18 protein-coding genes are annotated in these 15,981 nt (G+C 65.4%); 11 read left to right on the forward strand and 7 right to left on the reverse strand.

The window, feature by feature from the left end:
- Window positions 1-55 precede the first annotated feature (55 nt).
- Window positions 56-385 (reverse strand): hypothetical protein, encoded by a 330-nt coding sequence (locus NDO75_RS16045; RefSeq protein ID WP_310907608.1) that lies wholly within the window; start codon window positions 383-385, stop codon window positions 56-58.
- 263 nt (window positions 386-648) lie between these two features.
- On the opposite strand from NDO75_RS16045, the gene NDO75_RS16050 reads away from it, so the two are divergent.
- Window positions 649-1,512 carry a formate/nitrite transporter family protein gene (locus tag NDO75_RS16050; protein ID WP_310907609.1) on the forward strand — a complete coding sequence of 288 codons (864 nt, stop codon included), beginning with the start codon at window positions 649-651 and terminating at the stop codon, window positions 1,510-1,512.
- 43 nt (window positions 1,513-1,555) lie between these two features.
- Here the strand turns inward: NDO75_RS16050 and NDO75_RS16055 are convergent, their stop codons facing one another.
- Window positions 1,556-2,992: an ATP-binding protein gene (locus NDO75_RS16055; protein WP_310907610.1), complete on the reverse strand. Its 1,437-nt coding sequence runs from the start codon at window positions 2,990-2,992 to the stop codon at window positions 1,556-1,558.
- Between the two features lie 167 nt (window positions 2,993-3,159).
- On the opposite strand from NDO75_RS16055, the gene NDO75_RS16060 reads away from it, so the two are divergent.
- The gene (locus tag NDO75_RS16060; RefSeq protein WP_310907611.1) at window positions 3,160-3,531 is read left to right on the forward strand and encodes a universal stress protein; all 372 of its coding nucleotides are present in this window, start codon (window positions 3,160-3,162) and stop codon (window positions 3,529-3,531) included.
- 2 nt (window positions 3,532-3,533) lie between these two features.
- On the forward strand, window positions 3,534-4,121 hold the full coding sequence (locus NDO75_RS16065; RefSeq protein ID WP_310907613.1) for a GNAT family N-acetyltransferase: 588 nt from the start codon (window positions 3,534-3,536) through the stop codon (window positions 4,119-4,121).
- A 41-nt stretch (window positions 4,122-4,162) separates the two neighbouring features.
- Here the strand turns inward: NDO75_RS16065 and NDO75_RS16070 are convergent, their stop codons facing one another.
- The gene (locus tag NDO75_RS16070) at window positions 4,163-4,621 is read right to left on the reverse strand and encodes a universal stress protein (RefSeq protein WP_310907614.1); all 459 of its coding nucleotides are present in this window, start codon (window positions 4,619-4,621) and stop codon (window positions 4,163-4,165) included.
- Window positions 4,622-4,756: 135 nt separating this feature from the next.
- Here NDO75_RS16070 and NDO75_RS16075 point away from each other — a divergent pair, with 135 nt between their 5' ends.
- Window positions 4,757-5,218: a universal stress protein gene (locus NDO75_RS16075; protein ID WP_310907615.1), complete on the forward strand. Its 462-nt coding sequence runs from the start codon at window positions 4,757-4,759 to the stop codon at window positions 5,216-5,218.
- Window positions 5,219-5,322: 104 nt separating this feature from the next.
- On the forward strand, window positions 5,323-6,588 hold the full coding sequence (locus NDO75_RS16080) for a phosphohydrolase (RefSeq protein WP_310907616.1): 1,266 nt from the start codon (window positions 5,323-5,325) through the stop codon (window positions 6,586-6,588).
- Between the two features lie 195 nt (window positions 6,589-6,783).
- On the opposite strand, the gene NDO75_RS16085 is transcribed toward NDO75_RS16080, so the two are convergent.
- From NDO75_RS16085 to NDO75_RS16100, 4 genes are all read right to left on the reverse strand, one after another.
- Window positions 6,784-7,479, reverse strand: a complete 696-nt coding sequence (locus NDO75_RS16085) for a hypothetical protein (RefSeq protein WP_310907618.1) — start codon at window positions 7,477-7,479, stop codon at window positions 6,784-6,786.
- Window positions 7,480-7,583: 104 nt separating this feature from the next.
- Window positions 7,584-8,012 (reverse strand): DUF5807 family protein, encoded by a 429-nt coding sequence (locus tag NDO75_RS16090; protein WP_310907619.1) that lies wholly within the window; start codon window positions 8,010-8,012, stop codon window positions 7,584-7,586.
- A 154-nt stretch (window positions 8,013-8,166) separates the two neighbouring features.
- Window positions 8,167-8,616: a hypothetical protein gene (locus NDO75_RS16095; RefSeq protein WP_310907620.1), complete on the reverse strand. Its 450-nt coding sequence runs from the start codon at window positions 8,614-8,616 to the stop codon at window positions 8,167-8,169.
- 27 nt (window positions 8,617-8,643) lie between these two features.
- Window positions 8,644-9,246 carry an archaellin/type IV pilin N-terminal domain-containing protein gene (locus tag NDO75_RS16100; RefSeq protein ID WP_310907621.1) on the reverse strand — a complete coding sequence of 201 codons (603 nt, stop codon included), beginning with the start codon at window positions 9,244-9,246 and terminating at the stop codon, window positions 8,644-8,646.
- 438 nt (window positions 9,247-9,684) lie between these two features.
- Here NDO75_RS16100 and NDO75_RS16105 point away from each other — a divergent pair, with 438 nt between their 5' ends.
- Genes NDO75_RS16105 through flaJ form a run of 6 tightly spaced genes read left to right on the forward strand, consistent with a single transcriptional unit; the run spans window position 9,685 to window position 15,880 of the window.
- A complete protein-coding gene (locus NDO75_RS16105; protein ID WP_310907622.1) occupies window positions 9,685-10,803 on the forward strand; it encodes a FlaD/FlaE family flagellar protein in 1,119 nt (372 codons plus the stop codon).
- Window positions 10,804-10,838: 35 nt separating this feature from the next.
- Window positions 10,839-11,270 carry a flagellin gene (locus NDO75_RS16110; protein WP_310907624.1) on the forward strand — a complete coding sequence of 144 codons (432 nt, stop codon included), beginning with the start codon at window positions 10,839-10,841 and terminating at the stop codon, window positions 11,268-11,270.
- A gap of 3 nt (window positions 11,271-11,273) precedes the next feature.
- Window positions 11,274-11,738 carry a flagellar protein G gene (locus NDO75_RS16115; protein WP_310907625.1) on the forward strand — a complete coding sequence of 155 codons (465 nt, stop codon included), beginning with the start codon at window positions 11,274-11,276 and terminating at the stop codon, window positions 11,736-11,738.
- Window positions 11,735-12,463 carry an ATPase domain-containing protein gene (locus tag NDO75_RS16120; protein WP_310907626.1) on the forward strand — a complete coding sequence of 243 codons (729 nt, stop codon included), beginning with the start codon at window positions 11,735-11,737 and terminating at the stop codon, window positions 12,461-12,463. Before NDO75_RS16115 ends, NDO75_RS16120 begins: the two co-directional genes overlap by 4 nt.
- Window positions 12,464-14,143 (forward strand): type II/IV secretion system ATPase subunit, encoded by a 1,680-nt coding sequence (locus NDO75_RS16125; RefSeq protein WP_310907627.1) that lies wholly within the window; start codon window positions 12,464-12,466, stop codon window positions 14,141-14,143.
- A gap of 3 nt (window positions 14,144-14,146) precedes the next feature.
- On the forward strand, window positions 14,147-15,880 hold the full coding sequence (gene flaJ / locus NDO75_RS16130; RefSeq protein WP_310907628.1) for an archaellar assembly protein FlaJ: 1,734 nt from the start codon (window positions 14,147-14,149) through the stop codon (window positions 15,878-15,880).
- Window positions 15,881-15,981: the final 101 nt, after the last annotated feature.

The following is a 15,981-nucleotide window of genomic DNA, read 5'->3' on the forward strand; positions in this document are numbered from 1 at the left end:
CACCTCGCTCCGTCCCGCCGTGTGCCGCCGGCCCGACGGCGCGAAGGCCGTCGCCCTACACATACGCTCGTCCTTCCTCGAACGCCGTTCGAACGAACGGATGCTCCTCGTTCGCCTCGAACCGGTCGGCCGGCAACACGTGGAGGGTGACGACCACGCCGTGCTCGAGTCCGACGGTCTCGGCGAGGCGCTCGAGTTCCTGCTCGACCGTCGGCTCGTCGGTTTCGAGGACCAGCAGTACCTCGACCTCGGTGTGGACGCCGCGGTCGTCGCCCCGGACGGCCGCGCCGAACGCGACGAGGTGTCGGATCGACTCGCCGTGGGCCGTCCGTGCCTGCTCGGCGAACGCGTCCGCGGCGTCGCCCGCTGACGCTCCATCGCTCATGCGTCGTGATAGACGGCCGTCGCATAAAGGGTATGCTGTTCGCCGAACGCGGCTGACGATGGACTCCTCCCGTCAGGGGCATCGATGACGAGCTATCGGCCGCGTAGTATTCTATAGCCGGCATACAGCGCGGTCGCCGCGAGCCCGGCAGTTCTGCACTCGAGGAGAGGGTCACGACACGTTGCTACCTGACGCCTGCACTCGCACACGTTGGGCTCTCGTGTCCGCCCGCCGTCCCTCAGAGACGTGACCGTGTCTCGACTATGAGCAACGACGGTGGCGACGATCGGGTCACGAACGCGGAAACCGACCCAAATCGAGGCGAAAAGTCCTATCGGGAAGTCCTCGCTCAGGAGCTAGAGAAAGGTGTCCTGGAACTCAACAGGCCCCACGCCGGCATCTTTCTGTCCGGCCTCTCGGCGGGCCTCGACATCGGCTTCGGGCCGCTGCTGATGGCGGCGCTACTGGCCACGCCCACGGGCGACCTCTCTCCGGTCGTGCACGACCTCATCGTCTCGAGCGCCTACGCCGTCGGGTTCATCTTCGTCGTCATCGGTCGCTCGGACCTGTTCACCGAACATACGACGCTGGCCATCATCCCCGTCCTCGACGGCAAAGCGTCGTGGGGGGAACTCGCTCGAGTCTGGGGGCTGATCTACAGTTCGAATCTTATCGGCGCAACGGCGTTCGCCGCGCTCGCCGTCCTGTTGGGGCCGGCGTACGACGTCACCACTGCGGCCGCGTTCGGCGAACTCGCACGTCCGCTACTCCGGTTTTCGTGGTGGGCGACGCTGCTGGCCGCGGTGTTCGCGGGATGGCTGATGGGATTGCTCACGTGGCTCGTGAGCGCCTCCCGGGGCACCGTCAGTGCACTCGTCTCCGTCTGGCTCGTGGCGCTCGTTATCGGATACGGACACCTCCCACACTCGATCGCCGGCACCGTCGAAGTGCTGTTCGGCTTCTTCGCCGGTCAGGGCGTCTCCGTCGCCGATGTCAGTCGCTTCCTCTTGCTCTCGACGGTCGGGAACGTCATCGGTGGAACGGTGTTCGTCGGGCTGCTCAAGTACGGCCACGCGACCCAGGCCGGTAGAGAACGCGGGGACGCGGCGAGCGCACCCGAGGACTGACCGGCGTTCCGGAACCGCAGTTCCTCGAGTGCCAGCGACAGAATCAGTGATCGTGGTCGTGGTCGTGGTCGTGCGAGTGCCCGCTCGGCTCACCACCGTCGCTGGCGGCGTCGCTGAGGTCACCGCCGGCGACGAGCGCGTCGTGGTCGCCGCCCATCATGTCCATGTTCTTCAACGTGTCTCGTTCTTCGAACTCCTCGACGGCGTTCATGAGGTCCTCCTGGGTGAGCGTCGTCCGGTCCTCGGTCAGCGCCTCGAGCACCGCCTCGCGCAGCACCATCCGGAGGTCGCTGCCCGTCAGTCCCTCGGTGACCTCGGCGATGAGATGGGGATCGAACTCGTCGATATCCATCGTTCGAGTGATGAGTCCGAGGATGTCCGCTCGCATGCCGCGATCGGGTTTGGGGAAGTTGATGATCTCGTCGAAGCGCCGCCACGCGGCGTCGTCTAGCTGGTCGGGGTGGTTGGTCGCGCCGATGAGCAGGACGTCGTCCTCGATGAGCGAGATGTTGTCGATGCTCTTGAGGAGGGTGTTGACGGCTCGCTTCAGGGCGGCGTGTTCGTCGCTGCGACGGGTCTTGGCGACGAAGTCGAACTCGTCGATGAACAGAATGCAGGGCGAGAGCCGCTTCGCGACCTCGAACGTCTTGTCGACGTTTTTCGCCGTCTCGCCGAGATACTGGCTCGTGATCATGGAGAGTTTGACCTCGACGAACGGCAGATCCATGTCCTGGGCCAGCGCCTGTGCGGTCGAGGTCTTCCCGGTCCCCGGTGGCCCGACGAACAGCAGTTTTCCGATCTCGCGCAGTCCGATGTTGGCGAGGTAGTCCCGGTGTTCGATCGCCTTCGAGATCTTGTCGAGTTCGTTCTGCTGATCCTCGGTGAGCACGAGATCGTCGAGGGACATGTCGACCTCTTCGGGGGCGCGGACCTCGACGAGGTCGAGCATCTCCTCGTCTTCCTCCTCGTCGAAGTACTCGTTCAGCAGGCCGTCGATCCAGACGCGATCGGCCTGGATCGGCCGGTTCTGTTCCCGGGCCTCCTCGTGGGTCGCGGCGAACTCGTAGTCGTCGTGGCGCTCGAAGTGTTTCGCCAGCGTCGGGTTCTCGAGCAGGCGCTCGTCGTCGACGCGTTCGGCGAACCACTCCTCGGCCATCTCCTGCTGGGCGAGGGTGATCGTTCCGGAGAACTCGTCGCGCTCGGTGAACATCAGGTCGGCGACGGCCTCCCACGGTCGGTCGACGCCGGTCGCCTCCCGCGCGGTGCTGGTCGTGACGGACAGCGGGCGACTGATTCCGGCGGGTTTCCGGTTGCTCCCGTCGTTGCCCCCGTTCCCGCCCCCGCTCTCGTCGTCGACGCCGCCGGTCCAGTAGACCCGGCGGAACGACGGCGGGAGATCGTTCTCGTCTAGCGTCCGGTCGTCCGAATACACGCTCGTCGTGAGCAGGAACTCCACGACATCGAGCGCCGCGTCACTCATTCCGTGAACGTATTCACCACACGTTCTTAACAGCGTCGTCCCGCGCAACGTATGTGACGGCGTTCCACGGAAGCGGCGGGCGGTCCCGCTCGGGCGCTGAGGGCCGCGCTCCCGCATCCCGCTCGAATGGCACAACCGTTTTCGTCCATCGGCACACAGTCAGGGGTATGAACGTGTTGCTGGGTCTCGGCGGCAGCGACGAGTCGGTGAAGACGCTGCGACGGACCATCGAGCGGACGCGCGAGGTCGGTGACGAGCTCACCGTCGTCGTCGTCGACAAACCCGAATCGAAACGCTCGCAAGACGAGATGTACCAAGAGGCCGTCGACCACCTCGAGGAGGCCGGGCTCGACGACGTCACCGTCGAGACGCTCGAGGGCGATCCGGGGAGTGCCCTGGTCAACTACGCCGAACGAGGCGAGTACGACCAGCTCGTCATCGGCGGGGGCACTCTGAGCCCGATGGGGAAGATCCAGCTCGGTCCGATCACCGAGTTCGTCCTGCTAAACGCGCCGACGACGGTCAAACTGGTGCGATAACGATGGCGGGCTCGCGTCAGTATCCCGACGAACCGTCCGGCCCGTTCCCCTCGCCGCCGACGACTGTCGAGGACCGAGAGGGGCGAACGATCGAGATCCAGGCACCGGCCGAGTTCACCGACGAATCGCTCGACGACGTCGTCGCAATGTACACCGAGTTCGATCCGACCGACCGGGCACAGGGGATCCCGCCGACCGGCGAGGCCCGCATCCGCAACTGGCTCGAGGCGATCGGCGACCACAGCGTCAACGTGGTCGCCCGCCACGACGGTGACGTGGTCGCCCACGCGATGCTGGTTCCCGACACCGACGACCCGTCCGAGATCGAACACAACGGGGACATCGAGTGGGAACTCGCCATCTTCGTCCTGCAGGCCTACCAGCGGGCCGGCATCGGGACGGTGTTACTCGAGAACCTGCTGGGCCACGCGAGCGAGGTCGGTATCACCCACGTCTGGCTGACCGTCGAGCGATGGAACAACCCGGCGATCGCCCTCTACAAGCGGGTCGGCTTCGAGTCGACCGGGACCGAGAGCTTCGAACAGGAGATGGCGATCCTGCTCGACGCCGACGAGGGCGACGACCGCTGATCTCCGTTTTTACTGCCGCTCTTCGCCCGCCGGGGATCGCCTCAAACCGATAGCACGGGCTGGCTCGCGTAGGAGAGGACGTACTCGGCGGCCTGCTCGAGAACCTCCGCCTCGGTACCGGTGACGGGCTCGCGCGGGAGGACGATGAAGTCGGCGTCGATGGCGTCGGCGGTGTCGAGGACGACGTTGCCGGGATGGCGAGTTTTCCGCGTCTTCGAGAAGCCGTCGTCGACGGAGGTGACGAGCGGAACGTCGGCCTCGTCGGCGATCTCGCCGATGCCGTCGAAGAATCCCTGGGTGTTCTCCGCCACGTCCGTTTCGTCGACGGTGCCAGCGTCGAGCCCGTAGACGACGCCGCGTCCGAGGATGAACAGCGCGTGCACGGCGGCGTCGTAGCGGTCGGCGACGGCGACGGCGTACTCGACGGCGGTGGCTGACTCGTCGCTCCCGTCGACCGGCGCGAGAACGGTGTCGACCGTAAACGGCTCGCTGGCGTCCATACGCGGCAGTGGACGGCCCGTGATAAAAAAGCCATCCCACCGCCGCGCGGAGACGCGAGCCGTCGTCCGCTCCCGGTCGAGCCCGTCGCAGTTCGAACGGCGGTGTTTAAGCGATCGCGGGAGTAATCTGCGCCCATGTTCGATACGGTCGTGGTCGCCACCGACGGCTCCGACAGCGTCAAACGGGCCGTCGACGTCGCGCTCGATCTTGCCGACCGGTTCGACGCCGAGATTCACGCGCTCTCGGTGATCGACGCCAGCGAAGTCGACGCCTCACCCCAACAGCTCCGGGACGAACTCGAGACCGCCCTCGAGACGACCGCCGACGCCGCGCTCGCCACCGTCGAGGAGCGCACGGATCGAGACGTCACGACGGCGGTTCGCGAGGGCCACCCCGCGGTCGAGGTCTGCGAGTACGCCCGCGAGATCGACGCCGACGTAATCGCGACCGGGACCCGCGGCCGCCACGGCGAGAACCGCCTCCTGCTCGGCAGCGTCGCGGAGCGAATCGTCCGAACGTCACCGGTCCCCGTGCTGACGGTCCGGCAACTCGATCCGACCGGGGACGACGAGGCCGAGACGGCTGCGGACGCCTGAGCGCGCTCGGTCGGACCGCAGCGGCATTCGCCCGATGTGTCTAGGATGCGGCCTCTGCTCGCGATACCGGCGGTTACTTCCCCGCCGGTCACGCAGCAGAGAGCATGTACGACGAACTCATCGAGAGCGGCGATCTCCCCCTCGCGCGCAAATCCGTGCTGCCGGGAACCGGGTTCTTCCTGCCCGACGCGCTCGAGGAGGACCTGGAGGACCAGCAGACCGAAGCCGCACTCGAGGGAGCCGACGTCGCCGTCATCGCTGACCCGGACGCCGACGGGCTGGCCTGCGTGGCACTCATCCGGGAGGCATACGGCGACGTGCGGAACGTGCCCGAACCCGACAGCGGGGCCGAAGACGGCGACGACGAAGCCGCGCCGGTCGCCGACGCGACGGACGACGCGGACGAGCAAAACGTCGTCATCGCGGCCGGCGAGGCCGAGGAGCCGCTCGAGGAACCCGAGCCGACGCCGCACGACGTCGCGCTCGTCCCCGCCAGCCCCCACGACGTGGAGGACGCGCTGGCCCGCGTCGCCGAGTACGGCGACGAGGGGATCGATATCTTCGTCTGCGACCTCGCGCCCGACCGGTACGAGTACGTCGAGGACGAACTCGACGCGGCGCTCGAGACCGCCGACCGGATCGCGTGGTACGACCACCACCAGTGGGGCGACGACGTGGCGCGGGCGGTCCGCGACGCCGGCGTCGACCTCGTCATCGGCGACTCCGACGAGGAGTGTTCCGCCGACGTGGTCTACCGCTCGCTCGAGTTCGACTTCGACCCGCTGTACGAGGAACTTGCCGCCGTGACTCGGGATCACGACCTCTGGCTGCGCGAGGACCCGCGCAGCGACGACCTGGCGGACTACGCCTACTGGACCGATCCCGCCGAGTACGTCGAGGTCGTCCGCGAGTACGGCGTCGACCTGCCCGACTGGGCCCAGGAGTACATCGCCGAGCGCCGCGTCGAGAAGGAGGCGCTCATCGAGCAGGCGGTCGGCCGCGCGGAACTCCGCGAAATCGGTGGCTACACGGTGGGCATCACCTACGGCCGCTGTTCGCAAAACGAGGTCGCCGAAGCGATGCGCGAGCAGGGAGCCGACGCGTCGGTGATCGTCAAACCCGCCGGCTCGGCTTCCATACGCGGCACGGACGAGTTCGACCGCTGCCACGAGGTCGCGGGGAAGGTAAACGGCGGCGGGCATCCGAAAGCCGCGGGCTGCAAACCCGACATCTACGACGACATGCTCGACTACGCGAACCACTGGACGACCCGCGGTGCCGTGACGAAGCGGGTCATCCTCGACGCGTTCCGCGACGTCGTCGACGAAGCAGACGAAGACGGCGAGAACGACGCGGAAGCGACCAACTGAGACCAGCCATCCGCGTGCGGTGGCGCGCGCTGTCGAGCGATGAACGTCAGTGAATCGCGAGACGATATCGTGCGAGGGATGAGTGAGGGAACAACGTGACCGAACGAATCGGTTGGGGAGGGCGTGGCGAAGCCCTGTCGCCACGGTGGGAGCATACGATCCCGGCTCTCATTCGCCCTCGAGTCCACCCCACGATTACCCTCGCGACGCGAAGTACCGCAACACGAGTTGCAGGACGTGAACGAAGACGCCGGCGACGGCGATGTAGACGCCGATCGTCTGTAAGGCGACCGACGCGGTCCGCTGATCGCGCACCTTCCAGATCTCCCAGCCCAGCCGCAGCAGGAACCCCAGAAAGATCAGCACGAAGCCGAGGAGCAACACCGGCGGGACGAACGTCCCGACGAGAATCGCGACGAGACCGCCGATGAAGGCGTAGTTGGCGTACGACCCCCAGTGCTCGAAGGTCTTCGATCGCGCGTAGACGTAGGCGGCGATGGCGGCGGTCAGCACGGCGACGACGAGCGCCGTCACGACGAGGATCGTCGGCTGGGACGCTCGAGGCGCGAACCGAAGCACGCCGGCGCCGAAGATTCCGAACGCCAGTTGCAAGAGTACCATCCCGACGAACGCGATGCCGGTATCGCCGCCCCGGACGCCCCGTTCGGCGACGAGTTGGCCGGCCATGATCGCCGCGCCGTAGACGACCGCGCCGATGATCGGCACCGAGAACAGGTAGTCGTTGACCGCCGCGAGCGGCGTCGCGACGAGGGCGTACATCACCGCCACGTTGATCGCCATCAGGACGCTGGCGCCGCCGATCACGCGGGCGTCTCGGCTCGAGAGACCGACCCCGCCGCCGGTCTCGTACGGGGTTTCGGTCGAACTCATCGCGTCCGACTACGCTACTGAACCGCAAAAGGCTACGGCTTACACCCGACAGACCGCCCGTCTCGTGGCCGCCGACTGCGAACCGACAGCCGTCGACGCGTCCCTTACGACTCGCTCGCGTTCCACCGATCCGAGTACGCCGTCCCGCACGTACACTGAGCGTAGGCGTGTACGACGTCTCCGTCGGCGTAGATGCCGCCGACCTCCTCGTTCTGTTCCTCGGCGAACGCGAAGATGAACTCCACCGCGTGGTCCGCCCCGTCGCCGGCCGCCGGACACTCACCGTCGGTCAGTTCGTCGTCGATGTGCCCTTCGTTGCTCATCGCCGACTTGGCGAACTCCATCGCGCCGGTGCCGGTCGCGGCCTGAAACGCGCTCCGCCCGCTCTCGCCGTCGACGACGATCAGTATGCCCTCGTCGACGCGATCCCCGAATTTCTCTAACCGGTCGTCTGAGACGTACGAATCGGCCAGAAACAGCGCGACGTCCTCGGGTCGCTCGCCCGCCAGAAACTCCTCGCGTGGGTTGCTCATACCGGCGGATTGGCGCTCGAGGTGGAAAAAGGACTGTATTTGTGGTCGTTCCCGTGTCGCGAAATCGTCGGTTGGCCAGCGCTGTCGCTGAAAAGCAAGTGTCAAAGAAGTGTACTCCGTTGGATTCCCTGTCGTGCGTGAGGAGACGAGGGGATCAGACCTCGAGATCGGACGCGGCCAGCATGACTCGCAACGCTTCGCTCGGCGACAGATCGTCGTCGAGCTGGCCGGCGTACCAGGTCAGGAGGTCGACGAACACCTCGCGAACGTCGTGCGACGTCGCGTGGTGGTGTGCGATCTCCCCGTCGGTCTTCAGTGTGATGTCGACCCCGTGGGGCTCGGGTGCGTCGGCGAGTGCGTGATCGGCGTGGTGTGTGCGTGCGTGATCGCCACCCTCGCCGCGGTCGCCTCCAGCGGGCCGGTCGCCTGCTGGAGGTGCGTCCGCGGCCTCGAGGGCCGCCGAATTCGCCGCGCGTTTCGAGCCGGATCCCTCGGAGCGAACGAGAAAGCGGTTCTCACCCAGTTCGTCGACGCGGTCGTCTTCTAACCGCAGCTCGTCAGGGGCGAGGATTCCGTCGTCGTGCTCGAGGGGATCGGAGGTCATCAGTGTGTGATTTTGGATGGAAGGCCGTTAGACCTCGACCACACTCTTATCGCCGAAGGTGCTCGGAACCTTCACGCCGTACGTGTATTGTGCGCCGGACTGATCGACGAGTTTGAGGGTCGCGTCAGCCCCGCCCTGGAGGCCATTTCCTCCTTCAATCGTTGCCGTATCAATCGTGACGACGACTCGCTGCTCTGTGTCGGTCAGTGAGTTGTCGTTATATCCGTCAACACCGTTAGTGACGAACTCTGAGCCGCCGGCAAAACTGGAGACATTATTGCCCCCGTGAACGAGGGTAACGGCGTTGTCATCACTCGTATACTGGATAGTCGTCGAATTGAGATCGATCGCGTTCGATCCAGCCGACTTCTTGATCGTTAGGTTAAGTCGATCGACTCGATCGGCGCTGGAAACGTTTCCAACCGCGTGAATCACGTCGATCTGATTCGCGACTTCCTCTTGTGTCTCCGAGCCGGTGTCGGACGCCTGGCTCTGCAGGACACCCGCCGTGTTGATCAGTACGTCTGCTGCGATCGCCGCGACCAGGACCATCGCGATAAACACGATGAGCGTCCCGATCCCGACCTGCCCGCGATCGTCGGTATCGTAGTCTGTTATTGCTTCGAACATTATGTGTACACCCTGTATGCCGCCCTCGTCCGCATCGTGCCAGCTGCGTCGCGACACGAGGCGTCCGCGCGGACGCTCCCCGCCGGCTCGACGGGCCGAGCCCGTCGCTCCCTCCGTGGGCGTGGCGACGGGACACCGGTGGCGTCCCGTCGAAGGCCGGCGCGTGACGAGGTGTGTGGCATCACAGATTCTGGGGATGTACCCCGGCCGGCACAAGGGATAGTCAGAGTATCAAGCTCAGTATCACTTCAGGCGGCGTATCGAGCTTCGACTCACGACTCGAAACACGGGCCGATTCGGCGGACGAACTCGAGCGTACACCTTTAGGACCGCCCTCGCTACTGGGGAGTAGCATGACCGCATCGTCCGATGGGGACCGCCACCACCGCTGCTGCCGGCGATCGGCGACGGGCCGACTGACGTGCACGCGGAGGTAAGATGGACTTCGGACTCGATTCCCTGCGCGACCTCATCGAAGACTTCCTCAGTGACAGCGGCGGCCGCCGGGGTCGCGAACGCGAGCAGCGCCGGCAGCAGCGACCCGACGAGCCCGCCGGCGATGCGACGGCCGACGCACAGGCGCGCGACGAAACTGCGTCGGCCACGGCCGAGACGACGGCCGACGCGGGAGCCGCCGAGGACGATTCCGGCGGCAGCGGTGGCGGAGGCGGACTCTTCGGACGCGGATCGGAGTCGGCCGACGAGGACGACCTCGACGACCTCTACTACCGGCTCGAGGAGCTCGAGGAGAAGGAGTCGACGCTCGGCACGGTCCGGGACTCCCAACAGCAGGTCGCGGATCAGGTCGAGGAGATGAACGACACGGTCCGCCAGCTGCTCGGCGTCTACGACATGTTGACCGACGACGTGAACCCGTTCACCGGCGAAGGCGAGGAGCGAAAGGGGTTCGGCGTCTTCGGCGAGGACGAGCCGGCGGCCGACGGCGGCAGGCAGGCGGGGCTCGGGCTCGAGGAGTCCGGTCAGCAGAGCAGCGAGGAGACGGTATCGTTCGACGATCTGAAGGGCGTCATCGAGGACGCGGCGGCCGCGCAGTCCGGTGGGTCCGGCGGCGAGCGGATCACGTTCGACGAGGACGACGTTGGCGAACCCGACGACGGTGACGACGACACCCGCGTCGAAGTGCAGGCGACCGAGAGCGTCGACGGCCCCAGCGCAAGTAACGGCGGGGGCGGGTCGGGCGACGCGAACGACGGTGACGACGGCTCGGACGTCACTCTCGAGACGCTCGCGGACACGTACGCGACGGACATCATCGTGTTCGAGTGGTTGACCGAACTGGTTCGGACGGCCAGACCGGCGGCGACGCTGCGGGCGATCTCCTACTACGCGGAGATCGGCTGGATCGACGAGGAGGTCAGAGAACAGCTCGAGGCGGTACTCAGCGGTCTCGATCTCGATATTCACGTCGATCCGGGGGCGACGCCGGACGAGCTGACCGCCGAGGATCACGCCGATAGCTATACGTACATCATGAAGCTTCAGGAGATCCACGAGACGAAACGGGAGGTCGAACCGGACGTCGAGTCGGGGGCGTAGCCGTGATCTGGGACGACGGAGGACGGTGATCGAACGTGGGATTCAGTACCAGCGGGGCGACGGCGATCATCTTCATCGGGGTACTCGTCGCGGCGGGGATCGCCGTCCCCGTCCTCCAGACGGCACAGGAAGAACGCCGGGCGGCGATAGACGAGCGCGACGATCGGGCGCTCGCGATGCGAAACACCGCGATCGAGGTCGCGTCGTGGGGCTACAACGAAAGCGGGAACAACGACTTCACAATGGACGTAAACAACACCGGATCGACGGTGCTCTCGGTCCCCGAGACGGATCTGCTGATCGACGGCGTCTACCAGGGGACGTACGAGACGAGCGTCGATGGGACCGCCGACCGCGAGCTCTGGCAGCCCGGCGAGACGCTGACAGTGACGGTCTCGACGTCGCGGCCGGACAGAGTAAAGCTCGTGACCGAACACGGGATCGCCGAAACGGTGACGGGGGTGTGACCGATGGCCGGTGACTCCGTCTCGACGTTGATCCTCTTTATCGCCGCGATGCTCGTCGCCGCCGGCGTCGCCGGGACGCTGGTGACCAACGTCAACGAACTCAGCAACTCGGTCGACACCCACAGCGCCGAGGTCACGGAGAAGATCGACACCGACATCGAGATCATCAGCGACCCCGGGAGCGACGCAGTGTACAATGCCAGCGGCTCCGAGAACATCACGATTCTCGTGAAAAACACCGGTCAGGAGACGCTGCCAGCGGACGGGACCGCCGTCGACGTGCTGGTCAACGGCTCGTACGTCTCGAACGACGAGTTCACCGTGACGGTCCGAGACGGCGGCGGGGTCTGGCGGGACGGGACGGTCGCCGAACTCGAGATCGATCGGTCGCTGGCGACGCCGGCCGAACACCGGGTCGTCGTGACCGTCAACGGCGCGGAGGAGGTGTTCGAATTCTACGCACCATGACCGACTACTACTCCATCGGACTGAGCGGGCGGGATCGCGTGAACAACGCCATCGGGGGCGGCGTCCCTGCGGGAAGCATCGTCCTCATCGAGGGACAGGACGGCGCGGGCAAAAGCGCGCTCTCCCAGCGCCTCTCCTACGGGATGGCGACCGAGGACGCCTACGTCACCTACGTCTCGACGGAACTCGAGTCCTGGGAGTTCGTCCAGCAGATGAACTCGCTGTCCTACGACGTGGTCGATCTCCTGCTGGGCGAACAGTTGCTGTTCCTGCACGCGAACGTCGACACGCACAACGAGGGACGCGAACGCCAGCTGCTGGCCCGACTCGCGAGCGCGGAGACGCTCTGGAAGGCGGACGTGGTCTTCGTCGACACTCTCTCGGCACTCCTGCGGAACGACCCGAACTACGAGGCGGTCATCGAGGAGGGCGACGAGGACCACGTCATTCAGCGGCTCGTCACGTTCCTGCGGCAGATGACCATGCGAGACAAAGCCGTCGTCCTGACGGTCGATCCGACGAGCGTCAGGGAAGACGCGTTACGCCCGCTACGGAACGTGGCGGACGTCTACTTCGAGATCGAAACGAACACCGTCGGTCAGGAGATCAGACGAAAGATTCTGGTCCGGCGGTTCCAGAACATGAAGAATCCGGTCGACGACTCCATCGGCTTCAGCGTTCAGCAGGGCCGCGGGGTCTCGATCGTCAGCAGGACGGTGGCATAAATGTCCGACTTCGGCACCGCACGACTCGAGAACGAACTGGACGCACTGGCCGCCGAGTACCCACATCTCCGGGAACACCTCGACTGGTTCTACGAGGAGTACGGCGAGTACCCGAAGCTCATCGGCGAGCCGTCGGGCGAATGGGAGTCAGACCGGCCGAACGTCATCTACGAGGCCGAAGCGCCGATCTACTGTCACGTCCACGGCGACCTCGGGATCGACACGACCTACTACTGCGTCGAGCCCACCCTCGAGGACGAGGACAAGGCGCTGTACAACCGAATTCGGCAGCGAATTCTGGACAAGAGCGTCACGCGGCCGGCCCCGGGCGACAACGAAGAGTTCGAAGAACACTTAGACGAGTTGCTGGACGAGGTCGTCGAGATCACGTCGGGGATCACCGGGCAGTCGATCGGCCGGCTCAAGTCCCTCGGTGGCAGCAAGGTCTCCCTCTCGAAGAACCAGTTCGACCGACTTCGCTACCAGCTCCAGCGCGACATCGTTGGCCTCGGACCGCTCGAGCCGGTGATGGTCGACCCGGCCAACGAGGACATCCACGTCATCGGGCCGAAGCAGTGTTACCTCGATCACGGCACCTACGGCATGATCTCGGCGACGGTCGACTTCGGCACGCCCGAGGAGTTCGAGCAGTGGCTGCGGAACATGGGCGAGCGGATGAACCACCCGGTCAGCGACTCCGACCCGGTGATCGACGCGACGCTGCCCGACGGCTCGCGTATCAACATCATCTACTCCGACGACGTCTCCGTCCAGGGGCCCTCGCTGACCATCCGACAAGGCGAGGAGATTCCGCTGTCGGTCTTCCAGATCACGAAGTGGGGGACGATCTCCCCGGAACTGGCGGCCTACCTCTGGCTTTGCCTCGAGAACGAACAGACCGTCTTCGTCGTCGGCGAGACGGCGTCCGGGAAGACGACGACGCTGAACGCCGCGCTGTCGTTCATCCCGCGGGACGCGAAGATCTACACCGCGGAGGACACGGCGGAGGTCATTCCGCCCCACGACACCTGGCAGCAGTTGCTCACTCGCGAGGGATCGGGCGACGAGTCGGCCGACGTAGACATGTTCGATCTGGTCGCGGCCGCGCTGCGCTCGCGACCCGACTACATCGTCGTGGGTGAGGTGCGCGGAGCGGAAGGACAGATGGCCTTCCAGGCGGCCCAGACCGGTCACCCGGTCATGCTGACGTTCCACGCCAGCGACATCGTCTCGATGATCCAGCGGTTTACCGGCGCCCCGATCAACGTCCCCGAGACGTTCATGGACAACTGTGACGTCGCACTGTTCCAGAACCGCGTCAAGCAGGGCGACGACGTCCTCCGGCGGGTCACCTCGGTCCAGGAGATCGAGGGCTACTCCGACTACGAGGGCGGCGTCGTCACCCGACAGGCGTTCAAATGGGACCCCCGCGACGACGAGGTCTCCTTTACCGGTCGGAACAATTCGTACGTCCTCGAGGAGCAGATCGCGACGCTGCTTGGCTACGAGGACACCCGACTGATCTACGACGAACTCGACCGACGGGCGGAGATCATCCGCCAGCTCATCGACGCCGACATTCTGGGCTACCACGAGGTCAACAAGGCGATCGCCGACTTCCAGCGCGACGGCCTCGAGGGGCTGCCAATCCGGATCAGCGGCATCGACCAGTTCGCTTAGACCATGGCGACCGACAACCAGTCCCAGTCCGCGCCCGATATGAGCGCCCGAACGGTCCTCGAGTCGCTCAATCGAGCGTACGCGAACATGGAGATGTCCGCGTCACGGTACCTCCTGTTGGTCATCTTCCCCGCCTTCGTCTTCTTCCTCGGGACTGGCGTGGCGGCGCTCGTCCTCGGACTCTCGCTGATGCTCGCGCTCCCGGTCGTGTTACTGGGCGCGCTCGCGATGGTGGTCGCAGTCATCTACCCGAAACTGGCCCAGGATCGCAAGCGCAAGCAGGTCCGCCAGCGCTTTCACCTCTTCCTGACCCACATCACCGTCCTCTCGATGACGAACATCAACCGCGTCGAGATTTTCCGCACGCTCGCGGAGGAAGACGAGTACGATGCCCTAGCCGAGGAGATGGGCCACCTCGTCGCGATGGTCGACACCTGGAACCAGAGCCTCGACGACGCCTGTCGGCTGCGCGCCAAGCAGACGACGAGCCCGCTCCTGACGGACTTCTTAGAGCGGCTGGCGTACACGGTCGGCGGCGGCCAGCAGATCAGCGAGTTCCTGATGGACGAGCAGGGGACGATCATCCAGCAGTTCGTCACCCGGTACGAGGCGGACCTGGCGAAACTCGACGTGATGAAAGAGCTCTACATGTCGATGATGCTGTCGGTGGCGTTCGTCCTCGTGTTCGCGATCGTCCTCCCGATCCTGATCGGGATCAGTCCGACGCTACTGATCGCCGGGACGATCGTCATGTTCTCGATCGTCCAGGCGGGGTTCGTCTACGCGATCCACGTCATCTCGCCGTACGATCCCGTCTGGTACATCGAGGAGACCGAGGGGACCGGACCGTTGACCCGGATCCCGCGGGCGCTCGCGATCGGCGTCGGCTGTAGCCTCGTCCTCGCGGCCATCGTGGTGCTCGCCGTCCTCGGGATCGTTCCGGGAATCGCGAGTCGCGTCCCGCTGCCGATCATGGCCGCGCTCCCCGTGACGCCGCTGTTGCTCCCCGGGTGGCGGATGCGCCAGGAAGAACAGAAGGTGAAAGTCCGCGACGGGGAGTTTCCGAGCTTCATTCGCGCGCTCGGAGCCGTCGAGAGCGTCAAACAGACGTCGACCGGCAGCGTTCTAGAGAGCCTGCGGCGGAAGGACTTCGGGGCGCTGACCGACAACGTCGACGCGCTCTACAAGCGGCTCAACATGCGGATCGACGACGTCCGGTCCTGGCGGCTGTTCGCCGCGGAAACCGGCTCCTACCTCATCCAGAAGTTCGGCGACATGTACGTCGTCGGTCGCCAGATGGGGGGCGACCCGCAGGTACTCGGCCAGGTAATCAGCGAGAACCAGAACGAGGTACTGAAAGTCCGCGAGAAACGCGAGCAGGCGACGATGACGCTGATCGGCGTCCTCTACGGCATCACCGCCGCGGCCGTCTTCTCGTTTTTCGTCGGCCTCGAGGTCGTCGAGATCATGATGGGGATCACCAGCGAAATGAACCTTCAGGAACAGAGCGACGTCGCCGGAAACTTGCTCAGCACCGAGCAGTACGACATTCAGACGATCGAGTACTTGCTCTTACTGACCATACTCATCAACGCTGCCCTCTCGGCGGTCATGATTCGGATCACCGATCGCGGCCACATCATCAGCGGGTTGGTTCACTTCGTATTCATGACGTGGCTCGGGGCCGTGATCGCGGTCGTCACGCAGTTCGTGGTCAACGCGGTCATCAGCGTCTGAAGCGGGGCCGATTCGGATCCGTCGCCGGGGGCTGGCCGCACGTTGCCGATCGCGACTCACGATTCGTAATGACGTGAATCTACTTGAGTGCCGGGTGACTG

Source organism: Natrinema sp. 1APR25-10V2 (assembly GCF_031626495.1).
GTDB lineage: Archaea > Halobacteriota > Halobacteria > Halobacteriales > Natrialbaceae > Natrinema.